This is a genomic window from Shewanella sp. KT0246, from assembly GCF_019654955.1.
Lineage (GTDB): Bacteria > Pseudomonadota > Gammaproteobacteria > Enterobacterales > Shewanellaceae > Shewanella > Shewanella goraebulensis.
In genome coordinates this window covers 57,363-84,255 of the sequence record NZ_BPEV01000003.1, presented here as the reverse complement: position 1 = coordinate 84,255, position 26,893 = coordinate 57,363, and the positions used below count along the sequence as shown (strand labels likewise).

General features: G+C 40.3%; 27 protein-coding genes and 4 tRNA genes. 9 read left to right on the top strand and 22 right to left on the bottom strand.

The window, feature by feature from the left end:
- From K5Q58_RS02470 to orn, 8 genes are all read right to left on the bottom strand, one after another.
- Positions 1-1,308, bottom strand: a complete 1,308-nt coding sequence (locus K5Q58_RS02470; RefSeq protein WP_220752183.1) for an N-acetylmuramoyl-L-alanine amidase — start codon at positions 1,306-1,308, stop codon at positions 1-3.
- Between the two features lie 17 nt (positions 1,309-1,325).
- Complete coding sequence (tsaE, locus tag K5Q58_RS02465; RefSeq protein ID WP_220752182.1) at positions 1,326-1,784, bottom strand: tRNA (adenosine(37)-N6)-threonylcarbamoyltransferase complex ATPase subunit type 1 TsaE; 459 nt, start codon at positions 1,782-1,784, stop codon at positions 1,326-1,328.
- A 172-nt stretch (positions 1,785-1,956) separates the two neighbouring features.
- The gene (locus tag K5Q58_RS02460; protein WP_220752319.1) at positions 1,957-2,412 is read right to left on the bottom strand and encodes a hypothetical protein; all 456 of its coding nucleotides are present in this window, start codon (positions 2,410-2,412) and stop codon (positions 1,957-1,959) included.
- Positions 2,413-2,801: 389 nt separating this feature from the next.
- Positions 2,802-2,877 (bottom strand) — tRNA-Gly (locus K5Q58_RS02455).
- Between the two features lie 23 nt (positions 2,878-2,900).
- Positions 2,901-2,976: transfer RNA gene (locus K5Q58_RS02450), tRNA-Gly, on the bottom strand.
- Between the two features lie 92 nt (positions 2,977-3,068).
- Positions 3,069-3,144: transfer RNA gene (locus K5Q58_RS02445), tRNA-Gly, on the bottom strand.
- A gap of 91 nt (positions 3,145-3,235) precedes the next feature.
- Positions 3,236-3,311: transfer RNA gene (locus K5Q58_RS02440), tRNA-Gly, on the bottom strand.
- 127 nt (positions 3,312-3,438) lie between these two features.
- The gene (gene orn, locus K5Q58_RS02435; protein WP_220752180.1) at positions 3,439-3,984 is read right to left on the bottom strand and encodes an oligoribonuclease; all 546 of its coding nucleotides are present in this window, start codon (positions 3,982-3,984) and stop codon (positions 3,439-3,441) included.
- Positions 3,985-4,097: 113 nt separating this feature from the next.
- Here orn and rsgA point away from each other — a divergent pair, with 113 nt between their 5' ends.
- The 5 genes from rsgA to K5Q58_RS02410 all read left to right on the top strand — a co-directional run bounded on the left by rsgA (position 4,098) and on the right by K5Q58_RS02410 (position 10,974).
- Entirely contained in the window at positions 4,098-5,153 is a 1,056-nt protein-coding gene (rsgA, locus tag K5Q58_RS02430; protein ID WP_220752178.1) for a small ribosomal subunit biogenesis GTPase RsgA, read from the top strand.
- Between the two features lie 66 nt (positions 5,154-5,219).
- A complete protein-coding gene (asd, locus tag K5Q58_RS02425) occupies positions 5,220-6,080 on the top strand; it encodes an archaetidylserine decarboxylase (protein ID WP_220752176.1) in 861 nt (286 codons plus the stop codon).
- A gap of 9 nt (positions 6,081-6,089) precedes the next feature.
- Positions 6,090-6,989 carry a DMT family transporter gene (locus K5Q58_RS02420; RefSeq protein WP_220752174.1) on the top strand — a complete coding sequence of 300 codons (900 nt, stop codon included), beginning with the start codon at positions 6,090-6,092 and terminating at the stop codon, positions 6,987-6,989.
- A 51-nt stretch (positions 6,990-7,040) separates the two neighbouring features.
- Positions 7,041-10,244, top strand: a complete 3,204-nt coding sequence (locus K5Q58_RS02415) for a mechanosensitive ion channel domain-containing protein (protein ID WP_220752172.1) — start codon at positions 7,041-7,043, stop codon at positions 10,242-10,244.
- Between the two features lie 4 nt (positions 10,245-10,248).
- Positions 10,249-10,974, top strand: a complete 726-nt coding sequence (locus K5Q58_RS02410) for a glycerophosphodiester phosphodiesterase (RefSeq protein ID WP_220752170.1) — start codon at positions 10,249-10,251, stop codon at positions 10,972-10,974.
- A gap of 80 nt (positions 10,975-11,054) precedes the next feature.
- On the opposite strand, the gene K5Q58_RS02405 is transcribed toward K5Q58_RS02410, so the two are convergent.
- Positions 11,055-11,387 (bottom strand): DUF3392 domain-containing protein, encoded by a 333-nt coding sequence (locus tag K5Q58_RS02405; protein WP_220752169.1) that lies wholly within the window; start codon positions 11,385-11,387, stop codon positions 11,055-11,057.
- Positions 11,388-11,423: 36 nt separating this feature from the next.
- On the opposite strand from K5Q58_RS02405, the gene K5Q58_RS02400 reads away from it, so the two are divergent.
- On the top strand, positions 11,424-12,350 hold the full coding sequence (locus K5Q58_RS02400) for a D-2-hydroxyacid dehydrogenase (protein WP_220752167.1): 927 nt from the start codon (positions 11,424-11,426) through the stop codon (positions 12,348-12,350).
- Positions 12,351-12,577: 227 nt separating this feature from the next.
- Positions 12,578-12,772 (top strand): bacterioferritin-associated ferredoxin, encoded by a 195-nt coding sequence (locus tag K5Q58_RS02395; protein WP_055023428.1) that lies wholly within the window; start codon positions 12,578-12,580, stop codon positions 12,770-12,772.
- Between the two features lie 96 nt (positions 12,773-12,868).
- Here the strand turns inward: K5Q58_RS02395 and parC are convergent, their stop codons facing one another.
- From parC to nudF, 7 genes are all read right to left on the bottom strand, one after another.
- Complete coding sequence (gene parC, locus K5Q58_RS02390; protein WP_220752165.1) at positions 12,869-15,163, bottom strand: DNA topoisomerase IV subunit A; 2,295 nt, start codon at positions 15,161-15,163, stop codon at positions 12,869-12,871.
- A complete protein-coding gene (locus K5Q58_RS02385; protein WP_220752317.1) occupies positions 15,163-16,296 on the bottom strand; it encodes a sorbosone dehydrogenase family protein in 1,134 nt (377 codons plus the stop codon). The genes parC and K5Q58_RS02385 overlap by 1 nt, the downstream gene beginning before the upstream one ends.
- A gap of 89 nt (positions 16,297-16,385) precedes the next feature.
- Positions 16,386-18,272, bottom strand: coding sequence for a DNA topoisomerase IV subunit B (parE, locus tag K5Q58_RS02380; protein ID WP_220752163.1), 1,887 nt, complete (start codon positions 18,270-18,272; stop codon positions 16,386-16,388).
- A gap of 56 nt (positions 18,273-18,328) precedes the next feature.
- Positions 18,329-18,904 carry a YqiA/YcfP family alpha/beta fold hydrolase gene (locus K5Q58_RS02375; RefSeq protein WP_220752161.1) on the bottom strand — a complete coding sequence of 192 codons (576 nt, stop codon included), beginning with the start codon at positions 18,902-18,904 and terminating at the stop codon, positions 18,329-18,331.
- Positions 18,905-18,976: 72 nt separating this feature from the next.
- Positions 18,977-19,816, bottom strand: a complete 840-nt coding sequence (cpdA, locus tag K5Q58_RS02370; RefSeq protein WP_220752159.1) for a 3',5'-cyclic-AMP phosphodiesterase — start codon at positions 19,814-19,816, stop codon at positions 18,977-18,979.
- 32 nt (positions 19,817-19,848) lie between these two features.
- Positions 19,849-20,307 carry a DUF1249 domain-containing protein gene (locus K5Q58_RS02365; RefSeq protein ID WP_220752315.1) on the bottom strand — a complete coding sequence of 153 codons (459 nt, stop codon included), beginning with the start codon at positions 20,305-20,307 and terminating at the stop codon, positions 19,849-19,851.
- A 119-nt stretch (positions 20,308-20,426) separates the two neighbouring features.
- Positions 20,427-21,053 carry an ADP-ribose diphosphatase gene (gene nudF / locus K5Q58_RS02360; RefSeq protein ID WP_220752156.1) on the bottom strand — a complete coding sequence of 209 codons (627 nt, stop codon included), beginning with the start codon at positions 21,051-21,053 and terminating at the stop codon, positions 20,427-20,429.
- A 283-nt stretch (positions 21,054-21,336) separates the two neighbouring features.
- Here nudF and tolC point away from each other — a divergent pair, with 283 nt between their 5' ends.
- Positions 21,337-22,644, top strand: coding sequence for an outer membrane channel protein TolC (gene tolC / locus K5Q58_RS02355; protein ID WP_220752154.1), 1,308 nt, complete (start codon positions 21,337-21,339; stop codon positions 22,642-22,644).
- 96 nt (positions 22,645-22,740) lie between these two features.
- Here tolC and K5Q58_RS02350 read toward each other — a convergent pair whose 3' ends face one another.
- The 3 genes from K5Q58_RS02350 to K5Q58_RS02340 are packed head-to-tail and all read right to left on the bottom strand — an operon-like array spanning position 22,741 to position 24,950.
- Positions 22,741-23,478, bottom strand: a complete 738-nt coding sequence (locus K5Q58_RS02350; protein WP_220752153.1) for a TIGR04219 family outer membrane beta-barrel protein — start codon at positions 23,476-23,478, stop codon at positions 22,741-22,743.
- Positions 23,479-23,480: 2 nt separating this feature from the next.
- Positions 23,481-24,452, bottom strand: coding sequence for a DUF2333 family protein (locus K5Q58_RS02345; RefSeq protein ID WP_220752151.1), 972 nt, complete (start codon positions 24,450-24,452; stop codon positions 23,481-23,483).
- Positions 24,453-24,464: 12 nt separating this feature from the next.
- Positions 24,465-24,950: a copper chaperone PCu(A)C gene (locus K5Q58_RS02340; RefSeq protein ID WP_220752149.1), complete on the bottom strand. Its 486-nt coding sequence runs from the start codon at positions 24,948-24,950 to the stop codon at positions 24,465-24,467.
- Positions 24,951-24,985: 35 nt separating this feature from the next.
- On the opposite strand from K5Q58_RS02340, the gene K5Q58_RS02335 reads away from it, so the two are divergent.
- Complete coding sequence (locus K5Q58_RS02335) at positions 24,986-25,723, top strand: enoyl-CoA hydratase-related protein (RefSeq protein ID WP_220752147.1); 738 nt, start codon at positions 24,986-24,988, stop codon at positions 25,721-25,723.
- 137 nt (positions 25,724-25,860) lie between these two features.
- Here the strand turns inward: K5Q58_RS02335 and K5Q58_RS02330 are convergent, their stop codons facing one another.
- From K5Q58_RS02330 to K5Q58_RS02320, 3 genes are read right to left on the bottom strand one after another with little or no spacing between them, the layout of a single operon-like run.
- The gene (locus K5Q58_RS02330; RefSeq protein ID WP_220752145.1) at positions 25,861-26,067 is read right to left on the bottom strand and encodes a PspC domain-containing protein; all 207 of its coding nucleotides are present in this window, start codon (positions 26,065-26,067) and stop codon (positions 25,861-25,863) included.
- Positions 26,064-26,231, bottom strand: a complete 168-nt coding sequence (locus K5Q58_RS02325) for a hypothetical protein (protein WP_220752143.1) — start codon at positions 26,229-26,231, stop codon at positions 26,064-26,066. Before K5Q58_RS02325 ends, K5Q58_RS02330 begins: the two co-directional genes overlap by 4 nt.
- Before the next feature lie 15 nt (positions 26,232-26,246).
- Positions 26,247-26,594 (bottom strand): hypothetical protein, encoded by a 348-nt coding sequence (locus tag K5Q58_RS02320; RefSeq protein ID WP_220752141.1) that lies wholly within the window; start codon positions 26,592-26,594, stop codon positions 26,247-26,249.
- Between the last annotated feature and the right edge of the window lie 299 nt (positions 26,595-26,893).

The following is a 26,893-nucleotide window of genomic DNA, read 5'->3' as shown; positions in this document are numbered from 1 at the left end:
TTATGCCCTCGGAATGATCAGCTTTTGGCCTATTCGTAATACATCGGACTTTAAGTTATTACTTTTTTTAATATTGGCAACACTGACTTTATAGCGCTGAGCAATAACCGATAATGACTCACCGCTTCTAACCGTATGCTTAACGTTACTTTGCTTGGCAAAAGAGGTTCCAGATGGCGGATTAGACTCAAAATAATTCACAACGCCTTTATGAATAGCATTGGCTAATTTTTGTTGATGATTGCCATTAAGCAACAGTTTCTCTTCTTTAGGATTAGAGATGAAACCGGTTTCAATCAAAATAGAAGGGATATCGGTTGATTTTAAAACCGCAAAGCTCGCTGATTCAGGTTTATTCTTATGCAGTTTAGTGACTTTACCTAAACCAGAAAGAATGTCTGTTGCGATGCTGTGGCTTTCAGCCATTGAATGATCCATCGACATATCAATTAATGTCATCACCAAGTACTGTTCACTATCAGTATTTTGGATAATGTCACCAACACCGCCTAACAGCTCCGAGTGCTTTTCTTTATCTTCAAATACTCGACCAATTTCGGTATTAGCACGGCGTTTAGACAATACCCAAACTGAAGCACCTTTTGGATGCGGCGTAGTAAATGCGTCAGCGTGTATCGATAACAATAAATCTGCACGGCTATTTCTGGCTAATTCTGAACGCTGATTTAAGTTGACAAAATAATCGCCACTACGAGTCATTACCGCCTTCATACCTGGGGTTTCATTTATCTTACGCTCGAGTCTTTTTGATATTGCTAATACAACTTTCTTTTCAAAGGTGCCTTTCGGCCCAATAGAACCAGGATCTTCTCCACCATGGCCTGCATCAATAGCAACAATCACATCTGTCGAACGTTTACTGGTTTGCACGACTTGCTTTTTTGCTGTCGATTTATTGGTTGAATTGTCTAAATCAACGACTAAGCGATTGCCATATGGTGCTGTCGGTGAAAGCGAAAACAGATTTGCTTTAACTGGGGTGGCTAATTCTAGTACTAATCTTAAAGTGCCCTTTTTTGGCGGAGAACTGAGCCTAACTTTACTAATTAATTTGCTGCTTTTCGCTAAGTTTTCAAACTTAACCTTGGTTGAGGCATCTTTTAAATCAATGACCAGACGCTGGGGATTAGTTAACGAAAAATAACTATAGTCAGGCGCTTTAGATAGATCTAAAACAACTCGTGTCGAATCTGGTGCATCCCAAATTCTAACGCTATCTAATTTGTTCGCAGCTTCAACAATAAAACTGAAGCTAAGCAGAAATATAAAAGTAAAAATTCGAGTCATTTTATCTTAAGTCATTATTATTTTAATTTATCGACGATCAGCTGTCCTGAAGGTGTCAGCCCACTTAATTCAACTTGTCTTTGCTCACCTTGATACCTTAAATGTATTGCTAGATCAGCATCAGGTAGCAAACCGTGGCCTCTATCTGGCCACTCAATAATACTGATGCTTTTATCAGTAAAGTAATCACGGATCCCCATGTACTCAAGTTCTTCAGGGTCGAGTAAACGGTATAAGTCAAAATGAAACACATCCATATTTTTCAATTCATACGGCTCAACAAGCGTATAGGTTGGGCTTTTTACGTTACCTGCATGACCCAATCCCTGAATTAACCCGCGGCTTAAAGTCGTTTTTCCTGCACCTAAATCACCCGTTAGGTAAATAACCAGAGGTGCTGAAACCCATAACGACAAGGTTACGCCTAATTCTATTGTAGCTTGTTCATCTTGAAGATTTTTTGTTATTGAAGTCATGTTAACTTACCAGCACTTGAGGGATTAATCATATAAAAAGTGCAACTTTACAGAGATAAATAGCACCTCCAGTAATATTACTCGATTTAGATAGCAGAAAAAAATAGAGCCAGCTTAAAAAGCTGACTCTATTTTAAATATTAACATAAAATCGAAACGGCCAAAATATCTGTTAGATGTCGTCCATTCTCAGTGCGCTATGGACAAGCCTTTTTTGCTGAGTACGCTCAACCCGAACCAGATCCATTAAAGCCTCTTTAATTTCGGTCACTGCTGTGCTATTTGCCGTTTTCTCAATTAAACCAATAAGGCGATTTTCAAGATCTAAATGCAGCTCTAGTACATCGTCTTCAGTCATATTGGCCGCTAAAGCAGATTCATTACAGCGCTTTTTAAAATCTTCAAATGTGATGTCTTTATACCAAGTATCAAGCATTCGTGTCGGTGCTTCATCAATATAATTTTCAATGCTGTCATGCACATGCTGTTGATGTTGCTGCAAGTACTCCAACATCATTTTCACTCGAGTCGAATCAGCATTACGATGCAATCGACTATAAAGTTGTTTCATGTCTAATCGCGATGTTGCTATAAATTCAAGCAATTCACTTAGTTGTTGAATACGTATCATAAACACTCCACCAGTATCTGCACTCTCATGCAGCCAATAAATTAGTTTGTAAAAGCTTGTGTTTATTATGGTTCATAATTCGCAACTAATATTTGAGCAAGCTCATATTTTACATATAAAAGACAGGTAAATTAGTCAATATGAAATAAACCTAGCAAAACAGAAGAATTACTATGTCACAAGCGTAACTGAACTAATGATCTATTATTTAATGGTTTACTTAAGCTAAAACAGAGAGAAAGTTTGGAGCAACCTATTATTTTCAACAAGAATGGTTCGAACTGATGACCAATACCTTGGCAACAAAAAAGGTATCACTATGCTAAAAACGCAACTGAGCTATTGTTTATTTGGAAATTTTGCTTGGAATATACAGAGGGAAAGTTTGGAGCGACATATCAGGTTCGAACTGATGACCTATACCTTGGCAAGGTATCGCTCTACCAACTGAGCTAATGTCGCCTTACAAAACTTGCTATTGAAATTGGAGCGACATATCAGGTTCGAACTGATGACCTATACCTTGGCAAGGTATCGCTCTACCAACTGAGCTAATGTCGCATCTTGTTACGTTATCAACACATTTGGCAAGGTATCGTTTGAACCAAAGCCAACTGAGAAAATGTCGTATCTACATTTCAATTTTTAAAATTTGGAGCGACATATCAGGTTCGAACTGATGACCTATACCTTGGCAAGGTATCGCTCTACCAACTGAGCTAATGTCGCATCTTGTTGCGTTATCAACACATTTGGCAAGGTATCGTTTAAACCAAAACCAACTGAGCTAATGTCACATTTCAAATTTTATATTGAAAATTGGAGCGACATATCAGGTTCGAACTGATGACCTATACCTTGGCAAGGTATCGCTCTACCAACTGAGCTAATGTCGCATCTTGGTGCTGCAATTTTCAATTTTCAACTACATTCAGCAAGAGTCTTGCTGTAAAAAGTTGAGGCCGCATTATATGTAATATTCACTACACTGCAACCCCTAATTTGAAAAAAAAGTTTGTTTGCTTAAATTTTAAATACTTCTTGGCGATAAAACTGCAATTCAGCAATAGACTCTTTAATATCTTCTAATGCTTGATGGGTATTCTTTTTACTAAAGCCTTGCATGATTTCTGGCTTCCAGCGGTTCGTTAGCTCTTTAATCGTGCTGACATCAATATTGCGGTAATGAAAGAAGTTTTCTAATTCGAGCATATATTTATTCAAAAATCGGCGATCTTGCCCAATGCTATTGCCACACATTGGTGAAGCACCTTTAGGCACGTATTGCTCTAAAAACTCAATCGTTGCTTTTATAACATCTTCTTCAGAATGTTGACTGCTTTTAACGCGATCAATTAATCCAGACTCGCCATGATGTTTTTGGTTCCAGTCGTCCATACCTGCTAACACTTCATCAGATTGATGAACCGCCATAACAGGGCCTTGGGCAATAATATTCAATTCTTGGTCAGTCACAATCGTCGCAATTTCAATAATACGATCGATACTGGGCTCTAAACCAGTCATTTCCAAATCAACCCAAATCAGATTGCTCGAGTTTACAGCCATAATATCTGCCTTATTCTGTCAAAAGCCCTAAATTCAGGCTTTTTTATTAAAGAGGGTGTATCATACTGTTTTTTTATACGACAAAAAAACACCTAATTAATGAAGATTTGCCTGTGAGTAAAAAGAAACCACTTAGCCAAGGTCAAAAGCGCAGAATGCGCGACAACCAAAGTAAACGCCTAAAGCGTAAAGATAATCCAGATCAAGCCAACGATCTACAGGATAGTCTACTGGGACCAGAACAACAGGGAATCGTTATTTCACGTTTCGGCCAGCACGCAGACATCGAAACCGAAGACGGTACTGTGGCGCGTTGTAATATTCGCCGCAATATCACCAGTCTCGTAACCGGTGACAAAGTTCTTGTTCGCTTAGCCACTGAGACCGACCGTGGTATTGGCGGAATCGTTGAAGCAGTCCACCCACGTAAGTCTTCCCTCACCCGTCCAGATTTATATGACGGCGTAAAAATTATTGCTGCCAATATTGATCAGATTTTAATTGTCTCGTCAATTTTGCCAAGTTTTACCACGCAAATTATCGACCGATATTTAGTGGCCGCAGAAGATACCTCAATTCCACCGGTTATCATCCTTAATAAAATGGATTTATTAACCGATGAAAATCGTGAAGAAGTCGAAGTGGCTTTAGAGCGTTATCGCCAAATTGGTTACCCTGTTTATATGGTCAGCAGTCACACAGGTGAAGGTGTTGAACAAATAAAATCATTACTTTCTGATAGCATTAGTGTATTTGCGGGTCAGTCAGGTGTGGGTAAGTCATCATTGATCAATGCATTAATGCCCGAAGCAGACCTTCAGATTGGTGATGTATCTGGAAACTCTGGCTTAGGACAACACACCACCACAACCGCAAAATTATTGCACTTCGAAAGCGGTGGAGACTTAATCGATTCTCCGGGTGTTCGTGAATTTGCTTTATGGCATTTACCTGCGCCCCGCGTAGGTGAATGCTTTATTGAATTCAGAGAATACATCGGCACTTGTAAGTTCAGAGATTGTAAACACGGTAATGATCCGGGATGCGCCTTGCAAGCAGCACTCGCGGATGGGAAAATAACCGAAGATAGATTTAATAATTATCATCGAATTATTGCCAGTCTTGATGAACAACGTCATGCTCGACACTTCAGAGCTTTAGACGAATAAGCTAACAAATTTAGTTTTAAAAATATCAAGATAAGCACCAAATAAATAACTAAAAAGGGTACTCAATTGGATTCTGTTAAAATTGCTTTGCAATATATCTTACCTAAACATTTGCTATCACGCCTTGTAGGTAAGCTTGCAGCAGCGGAAGCTGGCGCGATAACAACTGCTGGTATTAAATGGTTTATCAAACAATATAAAATTGATATGTCAGAAGCGGCGCAGAGCGAACCAGAAACGTACAAAACATTTAATGCATTCTTTACTCGTGCTTTAAAACCAGGCCTTCGCCCTATTGTTGATGACGCTAAAACTATGGCTCATCCTGTCGATGGCGCTGTGAGTCAATGCGGCCCTATTGAAGCGGGTAAGATTGTCCAAGCCAAAAACCATGATTACACCACATTGGCTTTATTAGGCGGACAACAAAAAGATGCCGAGCGCTTTAATGGCGGTGATTTCGCTACTATTTATTTAGCACCAAAAGACTACCATCGTATCCACATGCCTATCACTGGTACCTTATCAAAAATGACCTACGTGCCAGGCGAGTTATTTTCAGTGAACCCGCTGACAGCGCAAAACGTACCTGGTTTATTCGCACGTAATGAACGTGTTGTAGCCATTTTTGAGACTGAAGTAGGTCCCATGGCTATGGTATTAGTAGGCGCAACAATTGTGGCAAGCATTGAAACCATATGGGCTGGTACAGTGACCCCACCATGTGGCAAGCAGGTCTTCACTTGGGACTACCCAACTGAAGGCACTGACGCTTTAACCCTTGAAAAAGGCGCTGAAATGGGCCGTTTTAAATTAGGTTCAACAGTTGTTATGTTATTTGGTCAAGATGCGATTGATACGTTTGCAGAAGGCGTAGAACCAACTGAGACGACTCGAATGGGTCAACCTTTCGCTCATTTAAAATAGATTTTTATAATGCCACTCGGCATAATTAGATCTGGACGCCCTGATTTATCTAATACATCAGGGTTAATTCAGCTTCATATTGCTGTGTTACTGTTTGGTGGCACGGCACTATTTTCAAAAATCATTCCTCTTAATGCGCTAGATATTACCGTTCTTCGCTGCGCTGTCGCTTTCTTTGTGCTCGCTTGTATCGTAAAGATAAATCGCCAAGCATTACTGCTATCAAAGCCAAAGCATTATTTAATCGCTGTTGGTTTAGGGCTTTTAGTGAGCTTACATTGGGTTACTTACTTTGCCTCAATGCAGTTATCATCGGTAGCCGTTGGCATGATTGCTTTTTTTACCTATCCAGTCATGACAGTGTTAATTGAACCCTTAGTCAATAAAACCCGCTTAAGGTTAATTGACTTACTCTCTGGTATCGCTGTGTTAACAGGGGTTTTTCTGCTCATTCCTGAGCCTAACCTAGATAATGATGTCACTTTAGGTATCGCAATTGGCGTACTTTCTGCCGCGTTATTTACTGCTCGTAACATATTGCATAAAAAATATTTTTCGGAATATAGCGGCCCCCAAGCGATGTTTTATCAAACCTTAGTCGCTGTCATTGTGTTAAGCCCTTTCTTAGAGGTAGAACTGAGCACTATTAGTATTGATATCTGGCTAACAATTGCTGTTTTAGGTGTATTATTTACCGCTGCCCCGCACGCATTATTCGCCTCATCATTGCGGCAACTGAGCGCGAAAACTGTCGGATTAGTGTCTTGCTTACAACCTTTTTACGGTACAGTGCTAGCGTTATTATTACTCAATGAACACGTCAACTTGAATACAGTGATTGGAGGGTTGATTATTTTAGCCACAGCAATATTCGAAACTCAGCAAAATCAGAAAAAAAATAAAGCGTAAACTCAGGTTTTTGTTACCATTGTATTAGTCTCTCACTAGCAATCATTCCCTATGTTACGTATTGCGTTTTTTATACTGTGCTTTATTCCTTTTTTTGCATCGGCAAACTCACCTCTGCAGCTTGATAAACGCCTGGGCCTTTCTCAAGGCAGCAATTCATCGCAAATCACAGATTTACAGACACAAATTGAAAACGTGAAAACCAGTATCGAAAAACTCGATATGGAAGAAAAAAGCTATCTTGAGCTTGAGAGAAATAGTGAAGTGATTATCCAAAAAATCACGACCGAGATTAATAAACCCACTGCCGAAATCTCTATCAGCACGGATGTAGATGAAGGACAGCAAGCTTCGATGGCCTACTATCACTTATCTGAACTCAAGCAATCAGAAAATGATTTAAGTGAACAATTAGTCAACTTAACCAAAAGGCAGCAACAATTGCCTAGTTTATTAAGACAGGCAAAAGACGCTTCAACTCAGTATCAAAGAACCCAACTAGCCCCTGCTGACACACCTTTAGGGCAACTTCATCGCTTGCAAGGCGAATTACTCGTACAACACATTGATACTTTGACCTCTGAGTTATCGAGCAGCCCCAAACAAAAACGAATCACCCAATTACAGTTACAGCTATTGCGTATTGAGCATGCGCAACAAGAAAAGTTAATTGAAACATTAAATAAGAAAAATAATCAGAACCGCCAACAGCAAGCAGCTAATACCATTGCTAATAATATTATTGATGAGCAACAGTTAGCCGATACCGTTTCGCAGCAAATAAGTCAGCAAAATCAGCAATACGCCCAAGAACTTATTCGAATAACCGACGGCATCACCCGCGTAATAACCCTGCAAGAAAAGACAGAAAAACAATATCAATCCTATGCCCTACAATTAACCAATGTGGAAGAACAAATCACTTGGGTTGAAACTAACTCAGCCTTCGGCGATAGATTCTTGCAAATGCTGCAATCTTTACCTAAGCCGCCAAATCAAGATCTGTTACTGTCTGAAATTGCCGACTCTCGCTTAAAGCGCTATCAAGCTGAGCAACAAAAAGCGTTAAATAAGCAACAAATCACCAATGAAGACTTTCTGAATCATACTCAAGTAAAGCTGCTTGAATCACAGCAAAGCTTAATTGAACAGTTGGTGCAAAACTACGATGTTTACCTCAATGAACAAGCTAAATTACGTAATAGTAATGAACAATTAAATCGCATTTATTTACGCTTAAAAAATACTCTCAATGAGCACTTATTTTGGGTACCAAACGCAGCCAGCATTTCAGGTTTATGGTTAATCGATTTAAAAAATGCCACTGTTTGGTTAACTCAAGCTCCTCAAAGAGAAAAGTTAAAACAAGCTTGGCAGGCTCAAAATATTTATTGGGCTTGGTGGGTAATTATTTTAATCCTCTGCTTAATGGCGCAAGATTTATTAACTCCTAAGTTTAGTCGAGCGATTGAAGATTATGGTCAAAATGTCGGTAACGTAACCCAAGATAAGTTCATCTATACAGCCAAGACACTCGGGTTGTCTTTGCTTTATTCGTTAGTAAAGCCTCTTCCTTTACTGCTTGCGGGTTTTATCTTTTTTTCCTCAGAACTCAATTTTGTTCACTCAATTGGTGTTGGAATACTGTCAATTGGCTGCGCTTATTGGGTGTATCGATTCTTCGCCTTATTGTCATTAGACAATGGTATTCTCATTAGTCACTTCAGACGCCCACAGCCTTTAGTTAAACGCCTACAAGAAAAAACCTTAAGATTTATTTTTGTGAGTTGGCCACTTATCGGCATTATGGGTTTCAGCGAGGCAATTGACGCATCTTTGATCCGTAATAGTATTGGCCGAGGTGCATTTTTAGTTTTCACTATCACCTTGCTTATTCTTTATCGTGATATGTACACGTTTATTAATGACTTTCGTGCGAATGCCAATGATGGCAAGAACATGAAACTATTAAACAAGCTCATGTGGGCATTCCTTATTGCCGTGCCTAGTGGTTGTATAGTTTTAGCTATTATTGGCTATTACTTTAGTGCCTTCCAAGTGTTATTACAGCTACAATTATCTTTACTACTCGGCTTAGGCTTTTTGCTGCTATATCAATTGATAAAACGTTGGATGTTAATCGAAAGACGGCTAATTGCTTTCGACCGCGCCAAAGCACGCCGAGCAGAGCGCCTTGCACAGCGTGAACGTGGTGACCTTAATAACGCTGCTGATGTTAACGATAACTATGAAGAGCCGATTGTTGACCTAGAAACTATTGCCAGCCAATCGTTAGGTTTAGTGCGGTCGCTATTAATATTGGCTTTCTTTGGTAGTTTACTGGCATTAGTATCTCAAACCCATACCGCATTATTTTCCTTTTTAGATGGCATCACCTTGTGGAATACTAACTCAGTAGTGAATGGGATTGAGCAGCAAATTCCAATCACACTTAAATCAATCCTGTTTTCATTTACTGTCGTCGGTTTCTCGGTAATGATTGCCAAGAATTTGCCTGGTTTGCTGGAGCTGACCATTTTGCAACGACTTGAATTACCCCCTGGTACGGGCTTTGCGATTACCACAGTGAGTAGTTACTTAGTCATATTGCTTGGCTTGTTAGTCGGGTTCTCAACCATCGGAGTTGAATGGTCGAAATTACAGTGGTTAGTTGCCGCTCTATCTGTCGGCTTAGGCTTTGGTATGCAAGAGATTTTTGCCAACTTTATTTCTGGTTTAATCATCTTATTCGAAAAGCCTATTCGTATTGGCGATACCGTCACAATCCGCGATTTAACCGGTACTGTAAGCAAAATTGAAATTCGGGCCACTACTATTGTCGACTGGGACAGAAAAGAAATCATTGTGCCCAACAAAGCCTTTATTACCGAACAACTCGTTAACTGGTCTCTATCAGATCCAATCACACGTGTAATCGTTAGCGTATCGGTTCAGCGTGATGCAGACCCATCAAAAGTTGAAGCGTTACTTCATCAAGCTGTAAGAGAATGCGATTTATCATTGACCTTCCCTGAACCAGAAGTTTGGTTTGCAGGCTTTGGCCAGCACACCCAAGATTATGAAGTGAGATCTTATGCTAAAGACATGAGTGATCGTTGGCCATTAAGACACAATTTACATAAGCGTATCTGTAAAAAACTAAAAGATAATCACGTTGAGTTGGCCTATCCACAAATGGAAATCCATATTAATAATGGTCAGTCTCGTGATATTAACCAAATTATTAAAGGCTAGATAAATGCTGATTTTTGCACACCGTGGCGCAAGTGGTTATGAAGTAGAAAACACCTTAGCAGCTATGGAGAAGGCACTTGCACTGAATGTGCAAGCTATTGAACTTGATGTTTATAACATTGAAGGTGAGCTCTATGTATTTCATGATCGCCGACTTGAACTCAAAACTTCAGGCTTCGGCTTAACTCACCTAAAATCGAAACAAGAAATCAATAACGTCACTATAAAGCAACATCCAATACCAACTCTGTGGCAAGTGATGGAGTTAATTAATGGTCGTTGTATTGTGAATATCGAATTAAAGGGCTATCGCACCGCTGAGCCTTTAATAGCTATTTATCCTAAGCTAATCAGTGAGCTAAACTTTACCGATGAGCAATTATTGGTTTCATCGTTTAATCAACCACATCTAAACCTTGTTAAACAACATTTTCCAAATGCCAGAGTTGCTCCAATTCTTGCTGGAGTACCACTGCATTACGCAGAATCAGTCACTGCATTAAATGCCTACTCTATTCATGTCGACATACATTTTGTTACCCATGAAATGGTAAAAGATGCTCACCAACGAGGTGCAAAGATTTATGTTTATACCGTCGATAATCCTGAAGACATTTGCGCACTTAAGGGCTTAGGTGTTGATGGTATTTTCAGTAACTATCCAGATAAAGCCGCAGCTGCGTTAATCGAATGCAATACTGATAATAGCCATAAACAGTGGTTTGAATAAGTTTTACCTATTCAGCTTTAGCAAATTAACTTCATCAATTCACGGTTGTTAGCCTGAGTCAGCAAGTCAAAGCAACTGCTTTATACCTGCCTGTTTCGTTGGGCCCAAGCACCGATGCCGAAAAATATCGCAATAACAATAAGTAACATCCATTGAGATGGTATCGCCCTTAGCTGACTTGCAAGCCATGGGCTGATACTTACAATCGCTAAACCATAACCAAACGCATTCACCAAAACAAATGCACAGGTTCTGATAAAAAAACCACTTCCTGATAATGCTCTTCTCAATACTCGATTTATATCGGTCGCAAAAATAACAATCGTACAGGCCACTAAAGCGGTGGCAATTTCAGTCATCCATGGATGTAACATAGCGCCTAATTTCGATAAAAATGCTATGATTTGATTCATTAACCTTCCTTTGTGATTTTGAAAAATGGAATATTTATGGCGCATAAATTACTGCTATTAACCCAAGAAAATGATAAATATCGCGAGTTATTAACTAGCTATAACTTACCAGATCTTATTATTTTAGGGGATGATCCTAGCAGTATTTGTGAAGCTAATATTTGGTTTGCAGAGCCCCAACTTGCGGCCCCGCTGCTAAACTTAGGCACTGAGCTTAAATGGTTACAGTCAACATTTGCCGGTGTTGATAAAATCACAGGTTCACGCCAACGCCGCGATTATAACCTAACAAATATCAAAGGTATTTTTGGTCCGTTAATGAGTGAATACTTGTTTGGCTATTTGCTTGCTCATCAGCGTGAGCATGCCAAATATAAGCAGCAACAACAGCAACAGCAATGGGCGCCTGGTAACTTCCGCACGCTTCAAGGTCAACAATTATTACTGCTTGGTACTGGTTCCATTGCACAGCATATTGCCCAAACCGCCAAACATTTCGGCATGAAAGTCACTGGATTAAGTAAAACCGGAACCAGCAAACCATTTTTTGATCATGTGGATACGATTGCTCATTTAGCAGAGTACTTACCTAAAGCTCACGCTGTAGCCAGTATTTTGCCTAGTACTTTAGACACTGAAAACATGCTCAATGAAACCATGTTAACACTACTACCTGCGGAATCAGTTTTGTTTAATCTAGGACGAGGAAATGTCCTAGATTTAGATGCCCTCGCTAAGCAGTTGCAGCAACAACCGCAGCAATATGCAGTATTAGATGTATTCAACCAAGAACCACTTCAAAGTGACCACGCAATTTGGCAATGCCCTAATGCCATTATTACACCTCACATTGCCGCACCAAGTTTTCCTGAACAAGTCGCTGAAGTCTTCGTCGAAAACTTCCATTTATGGAATAAACAGCAACCCCTCAATCACCAAGTTGATTTTATTAAAGGCTATTAGCTTGCCATCAAAAAGCACACTTCAGAGCTCGTTATTGCTGATTTCGTGAGCCAGTTTGCAGTTTGTAATAACCATTGCTTTTCGTTAATTGTCCGTTTTGTTTAAAAAGTTATTAGCAATGAGAACTGTTTTCATTTACAATTGCATTATTGTTGATTAGCTAGCATATTTAATTCGATTCATTCTTTTAAGCTTAAATATGTCATCAAACTTTACGAAGAGGCTTTATGTACGTTTGTCTTTGTCACGGAATTACTGATACCCAAATCAGAGAAGCAGTAAGCAAGCATGGCGACAGCTCTTTAGCTGACGTTAAAAAACGCTTAGGTGTTGCTGATCAGTGTGGTAAGTGTTCACGTATGGCGACTAACATCATTAAAGCGCAAGTCGATGTCGAGCCTAACTTCTACGAAGTCGCGTAATTTATCTTTATCGTTAATTCTTCAAAACCCATTCATAAAAAATGCTGCCCTTAGGCAGCATTTTTGTTTTAAAGCTTTTGGCCAGTAATTGTCACATTATTCAGAAGGTTCATCTGATTCAAGTTCGGTGGCTTGTGAGCCCTGCTCAATCTGCACGCTATCAACCCGCTGTAGACCTCTAGGCAGTTTGGCACCACGACGGCCTCTCTCACCACGATAATGCTCTAAGTCAGATGGTTTCAAGGTTAACTTACGTTTACCTGCCCATAAGGTCACTGAGGCGTCTTCAGGGATAATATCAAGATGGATAAGTAACTCTTCACGGCTCTTAGCACGATCCGTTGGAATACCAATGATCTTATTACCCTTACCTTTAGATAATTGCGGCAGTGCATCCACATCAAATATCAGCATGCGGCCTTCATTAGTAATCGCAATAATTGACTGTGTCACGCCCTTATTCACAAGCTTAGGCATTAACGATTGTGCATTAGCAGGTAAGCTGAGTAAGGCTTTACCCGCTTTATTACGACTTATCATATCGGCATAGGAACCAATAAAGCCATAACCTGCATCACTAGCAAGTAAATAGCATTGACTATCCACCCCCAATAATACGTGACGCATTACCGCGCCCGGTGATAAATTAAAGCGAGTTGTTATTGGTTCACCCTGACTTCTAGCTGAAGGTAAAGTATGGGTATCCGTTGCAAAAGCCCGCCCTGTAGAGTCAATAAATACCGTTGGCTGGTTACTCTTACCACTGGCACTACAAAGGAAAGCATCCCCCGCTTTATAGTTTAGCCCTTCGCCATCAACATCATGCCCCTTGGCGCAGCGAACCCAACCTTTATCTGACAGTACAACCGTCACAGATTCCGCTGGCGTAAGCTCTTGCTCTGTTAATGCTTTAGATTCTAAACGTTCAATAATTGGTGAGCGTCTGTCATCGCCAAATGTTTCACCATCTTGAATCAACTCTTTCTTAACTAAGGTTTTTAAACGACGTTCTGAACCTAAGATTAACTCAAGCTTGTCACGCTCAGCAGCCAACTCTTCCTGCTCGCCTTTAATTTTGAATTCTTCAAGCTTGGCTAAATGACGTAGTTTTAAGTCTAAAATAGCTTCTGCTTGCTTCTCAGATAACTCAAAACGCGCCATTAACTCAGCTTTTGGTTCATCATGGAAGCGGATAATTTCAATCACTTCATCAATATTCAAGAATGCGATCATTAACGCATCAAGAATATGAAGTCGCGCCAGCACTTTATCTAGTCGGAACTGTAAACGGCGAGTCACTGTTGAAATGCGGTAGGTCAGCCATTCAGTTAATAGCTCTTTTAGTCCTTTCACTTTAGGGCGGCCATCAAGACCTAAGACGTTTAAATTAACGCGAAAGCTCTTTTCTAAATCTGTAGTGGCAAATAAGTGCGCCATCAGTTGATCGCAATCAACGCGATTTGAACGAGGCACAACCACTAGACGAACTGGGTTTTCGTGATCAGATTCGTCACGTAAATCAGCCACCATTGGTAGCTTTTTGGCCTGCATTTGATTAGCGATTTGTTCAAGAATTTTGCCGCTACCCGCTTGATGCGGCAAAGCTGTAATAACCACTTCACCGTTATCAATATCGTAAACCGCGCGCATTTTGATTGAGCCACGTCCAGTTTCGTATATCTTAGCGATATCTTTACTTGGGGTAATGATCTCTGCGTAAGTTGGATAATCGGGGCCGGGGACAAACTCCATCAGACGTGCTAAGTCAGCCTTAGGGTTTTCGAGTAACTCAACACATGCTGATACTAATTCACGCACGTTATGCGGCGGAATATCAGTTGCCATACCAACAGCAATACCAGTAATACCATTAAGTAAAATATGTGGTAAGCGAGCAGGTAATGACTTTGGCTCTTTCATGGTACCGTCAAAGTTAACGCCCCAATCAACTGTGCCTTGGCCAAGCTCAGACAATAGTACTTCAGAAAATTTTGAAAGTTTTGCTTCGGTATAACGCATCGCAGCGAAAGATTTAGGATCGTCTGGAGCACCCCAGTTTCCTTGACCGTCTACCAAAGGGTAACGATATGAAAATGGCTGCGCCATTAATACCATGGCTTCGTAACACGCGCTATCACCGTGCGGATGGTACTTACCTAATACATCACCAACGGTACGGGCTGACTTCTTATGCTTTGACTGGGCTGATAAGCCAAGTTCGCTCATTGCATAAATAATACGACGTTGAACAGGTTTTAAACCATCGCCAATATGTGGCAATGCACGGTCCATAATCACGTACATTGAATAGTTTAAATAAGCCTCTTCAGTAAAACGGCGTAGAGGCATTTGCTCAACGCCATCAAGGCTTAATTCAATCGCATCACTCATTAGTTCTTATCCTGTGATTGTTCTGTCGCTTTGTAATACAAGCGGTATATATTGCCTTTTAAGTCATCAGAGATGAACATTGCGCCATCTGGTGCATTTATCAGGTCATAAGGTCTGGCGACGGGAAATTCTCCGTCTAAAAAGCTTACCACTCTTTCACGTTCAGTAATTTGGTCACCATCAAGAGTTAGCATGACAACTTGATAACCGATCTTACTTGAACGATTCCAAGAACCATTTTCGGCAACAAAAAGTTGATTGTGGTAACGCTTGGGAAATCGCTTACCTTCATAAAAAAGCAAACTTGTCGGCTTAACGTGAGCAGGAAGCTCAAATTCTGGTGCAGCTATATTTAACGTGTCTGGTTTATTAAATGCAGGCTCTTTGACGTCGGTTCCGTGAATATACGGAAAACCAAAATGGCTACCTTTAACATCAATCCGATTGATTTCATCAGCAGGCATATTATCACCCATCCAATTTCGGCCTTGGTCGGCAAACCATAATTTATCTGTAGACGGTGACCAATCAAAACCAATTACGCGACGAAGGCCAGAAGCCACTTGTTCGGTATCACCGGACTCAATATCAATAGCCAATAAGCTGCCAAAAGGTGCCGGCGCTTCACACACATTACAAGGCGAGCCTATAGACAAATATAAACGTCCATCAGGGCCAAACTCCATTCCTCTGGCGTGTTTTCTATCTATGCTCGGTAAGCCTGAGTAAACCTCTTTCGGCCTACCAGGTCTGCGTAAACGGTTTTCAACATCTTGATAGCGCAATATGCGATCGTCTTCAGCGACATATAAATCACCATCATGAAACGCAATTGCTTCTGGATACTCTAGACCTTTGCCAATCAAATAGCGTTTATTTACTTGGCCGTCGTTATCAGAATCCACTAATGCGTAGATGGTGCCACTCTTTCTTGAACCTACAAACAAAGTTCCTTGACTACCTATCGCCATCTGCTTGGAGTCGCCCAAGTCTGAAGCATATAAAGTGAGTCCAAATCCTTTTGTTACGGTAATCATCATAGGATCGGCAGCAAATGCCTTAACTGCAGCAAGCTGAGCTAAAGCTATGACAGACAGTGTTTTTAACGCTGTTGAAATTTGCTTGATATCCATTTTAATTATTATTCTCGACATTATATTTATTCTTTGCCTTTATCTTTTTGGGCAATGCACAAGGTTTCCATACGTATCTAACTACCGTGTTAGATCTCTGCTAAGTCGCCCTTTGACTCTAGCCAAACTTTTCGATCTGGTGAGCGCTTTTTAGCTAAAAGCATATCCATTAATGCCATCGTATCGTCATTATCATCAATCGTTAACTGGACTAATCGACGTGTATTCGGATCCATGGTGGTTTCACGTAACTGTAATGGATTCATTTCACCCAATCCCTTAAATCGAGTGACCTGCACTTTACCTTTTTTCTTTTCCGCAACAATTCTATCTAATATACCGTTTTTTTCGCCTTCATCTAGGGCATAAAATACTTCTTTGCCTAAATCGATTCGGAATAACGGCGGCATTGCGATATAAACATGGCCTTTTTCTACTAGGACGCGATAGTGCTTCATAAACAAAGCACATAGTAAGGTTGCAATATGCAATCCATCAGAATCGGCATCCGCTAAAATACAGATTTTGCCATAACGCAACTCTGAGATATCTTCGCTGTCAGGATCGCAACCTATGGCCACTGAAATATCATGAACCTCTTGTGAGGCCAGCACTTGAGATGCATCCACTTCCCAAGTATTTAAGATTTTACCACGTAGTGGCATAATCGCCTGAAACTCTCTATCACGAGCTTGTTTTGCACTACCGCCCGCTGAGTCACCCTCCACAAGGAATAACTCACCACGCATTGGGTCTTGACCACTACAGTCTGTTAACTTCCCTGGTAAAGCAGGGCCAGAGGTGACTTTTTTACGTGCCACTTTTTTAGCTGCTTTTAAGCGGCGTTGGGCATTACTAATGCATAACTCAGCTAATTGTTCAGCTTGTTCGGTATTCGAGTTTAACCAAAGCGCAAATGCATCACGAACAATCCCAGATACAAACGCCGAGCTTTGACGGCTCGATAACTTCTCTTTTGTTTGACCAGAAAACTGCGGGTCTTGCATCTTAATCGATAAGATAAACGATGCTTTATCCCAAATATCTTCAGGTGATAGCTTAATACCACGAGGTACTAGGTTTCTGAATTCACAGAACTCACGCATCGATTCCAACAACCCCTGTCTAAAACCATTGACATGGGTTCCGCCTAACGGCGTCGGGATCAAGTTAACGTAACTCTCATAAATACTGTTCCCACCATCAGGAAGCCAAGTAATAGCCCATTCAGCTGCGTCCGTTTTACCTGAAAACTCACCAATAAATGGCTCTTCTGGTAAAAGAACGGATCCTTTCACAGCTTCTTTCAAATAATCTGTCAAACCACTTTCGTAATACCATTCATTCACTTCACCACTTTGCTTATTAGTGAACTTAATACGTAAACCTGGACATAACACAGCTTTTGCACGTAATTGGTATAACAGTTTGGAAATTGAAAAATTACCCGAGTCAAAGTAGCTTGCATCAGGCCAAAAGTGCACACGAGTACCCGTGTTCCGCCTGCCACAAGTTCCTGTTACATGCAGGTCTTCTACTTTCTCACCATCCTCAAAGGCAATTTCATAAACTTGCGCATCTCGACGAACGCTGATTTCAACCCGTTTAGATAGCGCGTTGACAACTGAAATTCCCACACCATGTAAACCACCAGAAAATTGGTAACTATCATTTGAGAACTTACCACCAGCATGCAGTTTGGTCAGGATTAATTCGACACCAGGTATCCCTTCTTCAGGGTGAATGTCTACTGGCATACCTCGGCCATCATCGATCACTTCTAATGAATTATCCGCATGAAGTACCACATCAATTTTAGTTGCATGACCAGCTAAAGCTTCATCGACACTGTTATCGATGACTTCTTGACCTAAATGGTTAGGTCGAGTGGTATCGGTGTACATACCTGGACGGCGTTTTACTGGATCGAGTCCGTTAAGAACCTCGATGGCATCAGAAGTGTATTGATTGGTCATAGTCCACACATTTGGTCAATTGTCAGCCCACAATATTGGGCCATAATAAAAACTGATTAAGAAATCTTTAAAAATTCACATATCTTATCTAGCTGATTTTTATAGCCAATAAAACTGTGATCACCATTGGGCTCTAAATGCAGCTCACAACAATGATACTTAGATAACGCTTGACGATAATCTAACACTTCATCGCCAGTTTGCAAAAATACTAAGAAACGGTCAGGACGATATATCACTTCAGTATTGAATTCGGCCACATCTAATTTATGTTGCGGCAATACTTGATAATGCTCGTCGGTATACGGGTTATATTGAGGGCCGAGAAACTCATCAAATAACTCAAATGGTTTCACCGCAGGATTGACCAGAACGGCTTTTCCGCCATAGGTTTCAGCTAAATAGCTGGCAAAATACCCACCTAAAGAAGACCCAATAAACCTTAAAGGCTCACCTTTCGCTTTCTCGCGCTCTACAATACCACATAATAATGCCATCGCTTCTTTTGGCGATGAGGGTAATTGAGGTTGGATGAAGGGTAAATTGGGAAAACGGTGTTGAATGTACTGCGCCGTTTCTACTGCTTTATCTGATTGAGGAGAACTATTAAATCCATGTATATAGAGAAGCATGTTTCCTCTCGCATTAATTAGCCTAAAATGCCTAAGCATCTAAAAATCAGGCCAACACATGAAAATTAGCGTTTAGTATCCGCTAGCATCATTGTCTGGAGAGAACTTTTCACCAGGCACCCGATAAACATTAGTTTGAATGCTACCATTGCTAGCTAACTCCAGCAAACGATAGCCGGGTTGAAGTCCATCTAACGCAAAATATGATGATTTTGGTTTGAATTGTATGCAAGTAGAAGGCGTCGCCATTAAATGAATGCCAGCTTCTGCAGTTGGATAAACGGTATCTATGGTTTGATGAACATGTCCCCAAAGTGCGCCCTTTACCTGTGGGTATTGACTCACACGCTTTAAAAAGTCTTCACCATTACTCATACAGTGTTGATCAAGCCAGCTACACTCTACCAAAATAGGGTTGTGGTGCATAACGAGCAAGACATGCTTATTAGGATGAGCTTTTATAGCTGCATCAATTAGGGAAAATTGCTGTTCAGCCATATAACCACCAGGTTTACCCCGTACGGTAGAATCCAACATCAAAATTAACCACTTACCCGCAATAATCTGCTGCTGACCAAATAAATGGCTTCCTTGCATATGCAAGCTCATTAACCTAGGGTCATCATGGTTGCCAGGAAGATAATGACAAGGAAGGTTTAATTCAGCAATTGTGCTGGAAAAGTGTTGGTAAGACTGAGGGGAGTAATCTTGGCTAATATCACCCGTTGCTAAAATCATGTCAGCTGGGTATTCAGTCGCAAGAAAAGTATTTAACACTGCCTGAAAACTGGCAGCCGTATTTACACCTAATAGCTTAGCTTCAGGATCAGCAAATAAATGCGGGTCAGTAACTTGAATAAGTCGCACGACATCCGTTTCAGCAATTGAATAAGACACAGGCTCTTTAAGCACTAATTAATCCCAAAATAAATTAATTCAATGTTTCAGACTGATGAAGAACAGACTTGCACAGGGCGACATCCAATCTTTAACAACTCTTCTAGAAATGCATTAACTTGATACTTCTCATCCGTTTGATGCATATGTACATTTGGATAATCATACACTGCTTTTAACCGATAAATCTGTTGGCTAGTTAACACTTCTGCTAATTGGGCATCATGATAGACTCGCACACAAGCTTTAGGTGTGATAAGGAAATCACTACTGGGTAAATGACGTGTTATTTCAATTAATTGAGTATACTTTGTGTTCTCTAATATTGTGACATCTAACAGACCGAACTGCCCTTCTACAGTCCAAGAATCATTGACTTCTGCAACTTCTGGTAACCACTTTAGAATCAACGCATAATTACGTCCGCACAGGGCTAAGAACGCACTGACGTTAGGTTGGTATTTATCTTTAGTGTTTGGTTGCTTCAAACTTGATTGCTTCACAATTGTCTCACTTGCATACTTCTGTAATTGAACTATTGATTGAATTATTGATTGTTATTTCTGGCTAAATCACCGCTAGATGTAGCTCAATGTTAGTCGTTTCTCAATAGCAATAGTCAACTCTACTTACCATGTCTAACTTTAGCTAAGTTAAGCGCTAACCATTGTAAGCCCATAATGGTTGATGCGTTGTCTATTCGACCTGAGTTAACCATTTCCATTGCAGCATCAAAACCAACAACATGCACTTTAATATCTTCATGTTCATAATCTAAGCCGTGAATACCTTCAGCTTTGCGGGCATCAACTTTTGCCCAATAAAAATGAAAACGCTCAGAAGAACCACCCGGTGTAGCTAAATAACTATTAACAAAGTGCACTTCACTGGCAATCAAGCCAGTTTCTTCCAATAATTCACGTTCTGCCACTTCAGCAGGCACTTCATCGTTAGCAATCATACCTGCCACAAGTTCAAGAAGCCAAACAGAATTAGTGGTTGCTAATGCAGGTAGTCTAATTTGCTCAATCAAAACCACTTGATGTGTCGCCGGATCATAAGGCAATACGACCACTGCATTTCCCCGCTCAAACACTTCACGTGTGACAACCTCACTCCAACCACCAGAAAATAACTTATGCTTGAATTTATATTCGTCTAATTGAAAGAAACCTTTATATAGGGTTTTAGTAGAAATGACCTCAACATCGCTTATCGCGTTAAATTGTTCTATTAATTCACTATCTTTCATATTTTTTCTTACAGTTTGTAAGCCCTTTGAAATATTTAATGCATTATTATATTAGCTAAGCATTTAAGCATGAGTGTTTAAAAAAGTCTGTTACAACTTGAAAGTTGATATTTAGCTTAAAGATGATAGTCTTTTTATCATACACACTAGATACATAGCGGGATTGCAGAAAGTTTTAGCGGGTTCACAATAATGCTAAAGCGATCTTGCTTATAAATTTAAATCGTGAACAAACAAGATTATCTTACCTCCCAAGTGGAGACTATGTCTAAAAGGGCAGCAAATGAAATTTAAAATACGTTCTTTATACGCAGCACTAACACTAGCTGTTGCTGCACCTGCAGCTAACGCTGACGATTTATTGCAAATTTATCAGCAAGCACTGACTAGTGACACCATTGTCCTTCAAGCTCAGTCTCAACGTGATGCATTATACGAAACGATTGAAGAAAACCGTGCTCCCCTACTGCCAACTATTAGTGCAAATGTCGGTTATTCAAAAGCATGGAATGATTCTGAAGGTTCTCCGACAGAAAAACCTGAAGGCTTTACTGGTGGCTTAAGCTTAAACCAAGTTATTTATGACCATAGTGCATGGGTTGGACTAGACCTTGCTGAAATGGCAGCGTCTCAAGCAGACTCAGCTTATGCATCTGCCCTGCAAGCACTTATCATTCGTGTAACTACTGCTTACTTTGATGTATTAACCGCAAAAGATAACTTTGAATTCCAAGGCGCAGAAAAACGCGCTATTGAACGTCAGTTAGAGCAAACTAAACAACGATTCGCTGTAGGTCTAACGGCAATTACCGATGTTCATGAAGCGCAAGCACAATACGATTTAGCGTCAGCAACAGAGATTCTTGCTGAAAACACATTAGCAAACAGCTATGAAGCATTACGTGAAATCACAGGTATTGATCATAAAACCATTAATACACTCGATACTAACCGCTTCTCAGCTGGTGCGCCTAGCCCAACCACTTCATCTGAATGGTTAAAAATTGCTGAAACCAATAGCATCGATTTAATGACGCAACGTATTGGTCGTGATATCGCCAGCGAAACCATCACACTTTACAAAGCTGGCCACATGCCTTCGCTTAACTTAGGTGCTGGTTACACTAAAGGTTTTGACCAAAGCCCTGGCGCTGACTATGACAATGCCAACATTGCAGTGACATTGAGTGTACCTTTATTCGAAGGTTTCAAAGTCACCTCGCAAGTTAAACAAGCTCAGTTCCAGTATGTTGAAGCAAGTGAAAAACTTGAACAAGTTCATCGTGGTGTTGTTAAAGATGTACGTAATAACTTTAACAACGTAGGCGCATCAATCAGTTCAATCCGCGCATATGAACAATCAGTGGTTTCTTCAGAAAGTGCGTTAAAAGCCACTCAAGCAGGTTTTGAAGTCGGTACTCGTACTATCGTTGACGTACTAAACCGTACACGTGACTTATATGATTCAAAGCGTCAGTTATCAGATGCACGTTATGGTTACATCAACTCAATCCTAGCGCTTAAGCAAGCTGCTGGCACCTTGAGTGAAGATGACATCATCTCAATCAATAATGGCTTAATTGCCCAGTAAGTCTGCTAATGTTAGGCTGATTAAGTCGGCAGATAGCTGAAAGTAAGACATAAAAAAACCGCCAATTGGCGGTTTTTTATGTCGATAACTTACTGATTAGAAAGTCAGTTCAACACCAGCAAATGCGCCTTTAAAGGTCATATTCTGCGTAGTGCTAGAGAAGTCATCAACGTCAAAGTTGAATTCACGATAACCAACGCGAACTGCCGTATCTAAAGCTGTGCCATCAAACTTCCAACCAAGGCCCGCGTTGTAGTCGTATACACTAGTTTCATCTACACCTAACATCACGTCAGCAAATGCATATAAACCTAAACCAGGTACACCTACTTCTGCACTGGCGTAAACCATAACAATACCGCTATCTACGTCAACTTCTTCTGGGTGACCAGGATCTTGAACACGTAGAGAACCGTGCATTTGCTTGTAAGCCGCACCTAAGTCCAATGCCACTAAATCGTTATCTAGAATTTCGTAATATAGAACAAAGTCAGTATTACTTAGGTCGTTATATACAGTTGTGTCAGATTCAAACTGATGACCATTGAACATAAAGTTTGAGCCAACTTGACTGCCCTTACCTTCTAAGCGGTTTTCACGAATTTTAATGTTTGGCACTAATGGAATTGGATGTTCAATGGCAATCCATAAGCTACCTTGAGATTTAGACTCGTAGTTATAAGTTTGTGCTACACCATCATCGCTGTTGAATGAACCACTGGTATCTGCATCCCAGTAATCACCACCAACTTTAAAACCAACAACAGTAGCTGCATGAGCAGAAGAAACGCTCAACATACCTAATAAGGCAGTGGCAAGAAGTGTCTTTTTCATCATTATCCCTGAGAGAGTAAGTTAGTTAAATCAATCACCGCGGCATTCGCGCGGGATATATAGTTAGCCATCACCAATGAGTGATTAGCGACTAATCCAAATCCATCTCCGTTAAGAACCATTGGGCTCCAAACGGTTTGCTGAGTCGCTTCAAGTTCACGAATGATTTGACGTAAACTGACTTCAGCATTTTTCTTTTCTAACACGTCGGCAAAATCAACTTCGATGGCTTTCATGAAATTCAATAACGCCCAAGCAGAACCTCGGCTTTCATAAAGTACATCATCAATTTTCCACCAACTCGTCTTAATTTCAGCACTGGCAAGTGAAGGGGTTGACTGCCTTGCTGTTGAATCACCTGCTAAATCAGTGTTTAACCTGTCTTGACCAACACTGGCCGATAAACGTTGAGACATGCTACCTAAACGTTTTTGAACTTCTTTTAGCCATTCATTCAAGTTATCTGCACGGGCATAAAACTGGGCATTGCTGTTATTAGTATCGCTAATTTTTGCGCGATATAATTTCAGCAATTTGATTGCTTCGCGGTACTCGCCCTCTGCACTTGGTACTAACCAACTGGTATGTTCAATATTTAACTTTGAATGCGCGGCAAGTAAATCGCCATCGGCGGTTGATTGCGATTGCGAGCGACTGAACTCCTTACGCATTATCAAGGCTAAGTCACGAGATTGCTCAAGTGCACCAAATTCAAATGCCGGCATATTATCCATCATCACTGATGGTGGCATAATATCATTTGATAACCACCCACCTGGTTTGTCCAATAGGGTTTCCATGGTTGAAATAAGTGAAGATGTGGTCGCATAACCTACAATGTTCTCGCCACTTTCATTTTGCAGTACTTCAGGCTCGAGAATATCAGGCTCAATACTCCACCAAACCGCAATGAAATAACCAATTAATAAGATTATTCCTACGACGCCAAATACTTTATTCCTTGTCATTTGCATCAATACAACTCCTTAATGATGATGGTGGTGATGGCTCTCTTGAGTTTCGTTAGTCGATCTTTTCTCAACAGCCAATTCAATAGTGAGTGTTTTGCCATCTTTGAATGTCAAAACCAATGGGACAGTATCACCCATCGTTAGTGGTGCAGTTAATGATAGCAGCATAATATGATCACCTGAGGGCTGCAGCGTTAACGTGCTATGAGATGGAATATCAAAACCTTCAACTTGACGCATTTTAACCATGCCATTTTCTTCAACCAAGGTATGTAATTGCGCTTCTTTAGCTGCTGGCGTAGTCACAGAAACTAAAGTCACATCCTCATCAGAATGATTCATCAAGGTTAAATAAGCTGCGGTGTTTGGCACGCTCGCAGGCATTGCTCGTACATGTCCTTCACTCAGCATTATTCCGGCTGAAGCAGAAAAAGAAAATATGCTTAATGCTAAAAAACTAAACAGTTGTTTGAATATTGCTTTCAATGTCATAAACTCCATTTACACCCTACTCGTGTCCATAAGGAAAACAACGAATGAGTCAGATTCAGGTTAAGGATGATCAAGGCGTACGTATTATCAGTTTTAATCGTCCTGAAAAACGCAATGCATTTAATCTTAAAATGTACCAACAGGTTACAGAATACCTGATCCAAGGTGAAGCCGACAACGACATTCGTACCTTTATGTTACGAGGTGAAGATAACTGCTTCACTTCAGGTAACGATATCGCAGACTTCCTTGCCAGTGGTGAGTTAAACGACACTCACCCAACGGTACAATTTCTTCATTGTTTGCTTAACCTCAAAAAGCCGATCGTTGCTGCTGTATCTGGTGCCGCCGTGGGCATCGGTACCACAATGCTGCTGCACTGTGACTTAGTTTATGCAGATAACAGCGCTAAATTTCAGCTGCCCTTCGTTAACCTAGCATTAGTACCAGAAGCGGCCTCAAGTTTACTATTACCACTTATAGTCGGCCAACAAAAAGCCGCTGAATTAATACTTCTAGCCGAAAGCTTTAACGCGGAAACAGCTTGCGAACTTAACATTATCAATAACGTCATTGAGCAATCTGAACTTGATGCATTTGTTCTTAGCCAAGCCAAAAAGCTGGCAGCTCAGCCGCCACTTGCACTACAAGCATCTAAAAAGTTACTACGTTATAACCAAGCAGAGGTTAAGGCACAAATGCTGGCTGAATTAGAGGTGTTTGGCGAAAGGCTAAAAAGTGATGAAGCTAAAGCACGCTTCCAGGCCTTTTTAAAAAGATAATAGTCTCAGCAAAAGCGAGTAAAGAGGCTGATTAATAACGCTTTGAAAATTTAGTTTATTAATATTGCTTAAAGGCGGTAATACACTCTGCTTTACGTATCCATGATGTTAGGGGGAAGTTTATTTACACCCTAACATCAGTATTTTGTTTTTTGCTGGCTCACAACGATTGCAGTTACAAAATAAGCAATCAACCCCATAGTTGGGTTTAAACAAATAGCTAATAACGATAATACTCGTGTCCACATAACTGACCAGCCAAACTGTTTTGATACTGAGTTAGTTGCGCCGCATATAATGCTTTTATCAGCTTTTAAAAACTTTTCCACATCAGACATGTTCATTTTCTTTCTCCAGCGAAATCTAAACTTGTCATCTCTTTAGAAATCGCATCAACACTTTTAAATTGGTACCACTGCAACCCGCATATCAGTAATGAACAAACAATAAAGCTAACAACGGGAAGCAGAAGTAATGAAATTAATGGATCTGCTAAATGAAGTATCATCATTAAATCCATGAATTAGTCCTCATTGCTGGCTAAAACAGAATCAGTTGTTGCTTCTTGCTTCGTTTCAGCTAACTCCAGTGAGTTGTTTAACTCAAACACTTGCTCTGCAATTTGGCTATGCAGCGACAGGACAATTTCTTGTTTTGCTGTTTGCAGCATTTCAGTTGCAGTTTCACTAATGCGTGTTTCTAACACATCAATCATATCGGCACTATTTAAGTCATTTGCTTGAGCGCCCATACTTGCTGTTGCAAATAATGCGACTAAAGCCACTTTTTTCAATACACTTTTAGCTGATGAATTTGCGTTAGTGTTAGTAGTAGAAATTAAACCAGTTGTATTAGTTGTTGAGTTAAACATGATGTCTTCCTTTTCAATTATTGGGTACACCATGGTTATTACAAGCTACGTGCCAAGTTTTAAAAAATGTTTTTAAACACTGAATTTAAAGAGTTTTTTCGGCAAACAACATTTTTCAACCACAAAACCATATTGAGTGATTTTTAAACTATTAGCATTTTTAACCACTAAAATAGTGAATTTAGCTAAAACTTAATTAGCCAAATAAAACCCACAAAAAAAGCGCCATCAAAAGGCGCTTTTTAAAACTAAAAAATCATCCAGTAATTAGTATCGTTACACTGTTAGACCACGTTAGT

What these genes read in the sequence shown, in the direction of transcription:
- K5Q58_RS02470 (WP_220752183.1), bottom strand. Translation starts at nt 1,308, where the DNA reads ATGACTCGAATTTTTACTTTTATATTTCTGCTTAGCTTCAGTTTTATT.
- tsaE (WP_220752182.1), bottom strand. Translation starts at nt 1,784, where the DNA reads ATGACTTCAATAACAAAAAATCTTCAAGATGAACAAGCTACAATAGAA.
- orn (WP_220752180.1), bottom strand. Translation starts at nt 3,984, where the DNA reads ATGGCTGTAAACTCGAGCAATCTGATTTGGGTTGATTTGGAAATGACT.
- K5Q58_RS02420 (WP_220752174.1), top strand. Translation starts at nt 6,090, where the DNA reads ATGCCACTCGGCATAATTAGATCTGGACGCCCTGATTTATCTAATACA.
- K5Q58_RS02415 (WP_220752172.1), top strand. Translation starts at nt 7,041, where the DNA reads ATGTTACGTATTGCGTTTTTTATACTGTGCTTTATTCCTTTTTTTGCA.
- K5Q58_RS02410 (WP_220752170.1), top strand. Translation starts at nt 10,249, where the DNA reads ATGCTGATTTTTGCACACCGTGGCGCAAGTGGTTATGAAGTAGAAAAC.
- K5Q58_RS02405 (WP_220752169.1), bottom strand. Translation starts at nt 11,387, where the DNA reads ATGAATCAAATCATAGCATTTTTATCGAAATTAGGCGCTATGTTACAT.
- K5Q58_RS02400 (WP_220752167.1), top strand. Translation starts at nt 11,424, where the DNA reads ATGGCGCATAAATTACTGCTATTAACCCAAGAAAATGATAAATATCGC.
- K5Q58_RS02395 (WP_055023428.1), top strand. Translation starts at nt 12,578, where the DNA reads ATGTACGTTTGTCTTTGTCACGGAATTACTGATACCCAAATCAGAGAA.
- parC (WP_220752165.1), bottom strand. Translation starts at nt 15,163, where the DNA reads ATGAGTGATGCGATTGAATTAAGCCTTGATGGCGTTGAGCAAATGCCT.
- K5Q58_RS02385 (WP_220752317.1), bottom strand. Translation starts at nt 16,296, where the DNA reads ATGGATATCAAGCAAATTTCAACAGCGTTAAAAACACTGTCTGTCATA.
- parE (WP_220752163.1), bottom strand. Translation starts at nt 18,272, where the DNA reads ATGACCAATCAATACACTTCTGATGCCATCGAGGTTCTTAACGGACTC.
- K5Q58_RS02375 (WP_220752161.1), bottom strand. Translation starts at nt 18,904, where the DNA reads ATGCTTCTCTATATACATGGATTTAATAGTTCTCCTCAATCAGATAAA.
- nudF (WP_220752156.1), bottom strand. Translation starts at nt 21,053, where the DNA reads ATGAAAGATAGTGAATTAATAGAACAATTTAACGCGATAAGCGATGTT.
- tolC (WP_220752154.1), top strand. Translation starts at nt 21,337, where the DNA reads ATGAAATTTAAAATACGTTCTTTATACGCAGCACTAACACTAGCTGTT.
- K5Q58_RS02350 (WP_220752153.1), bottom strand. Translation starts at nt 23,478, where the DNA reads ATGAAAAAGACACTTCTTGCCACTGCCTTATTAGGTATGTTGAGCGTT.
- K5Q58_RS02345 (WP_220752151.1), bottom strand. Translation starts at nt 24,452, where the DNA reads ATGCAAATGACAAGGAATAAAGTATTTGGCGTCGTAGGAATAATCTTA.
- K5Q58_RS02340 (WP_220752149.1), bottom strand. Translation starts at nt 24,950, where the DNA reads ATGGAGTTTATGACATTGAAAGCAATATTCAAACAACTGTTTAGTTTT.
- K5Q58_RS02335 (WP_220752147.1), top strand. Translation starts at nt 24,986, where the DNA reads ATGAGTCAGATTCAGGTTAAGGATGATCAAGGCGTACGTATTATCAGT.
- K5Q58_RS02330 (WP_220752145.1), bottom strand. Translation starts at nt 26,067, where the DNA reads ATGAACATGTCTGATGTGGAAAAGTTTTTAAAAGCTGATAAAAGCATT.
- K5Q58_RS02325 (WP_220752143.1), bottom strand. Translation starts at nt 26,231, where the DNA reads ATGATACTTCATTTAGCAGATCCATTAATTTCATTACTTCTGCTTCCC.
- K5Q58_RS02320 (WP_220752141.1), bottom strand. Translation starts at nt 26,594, where the DNA reads ATGTTTAACTCAACAACTAATACAACTGGTTTAATTTCTACTACTAAC.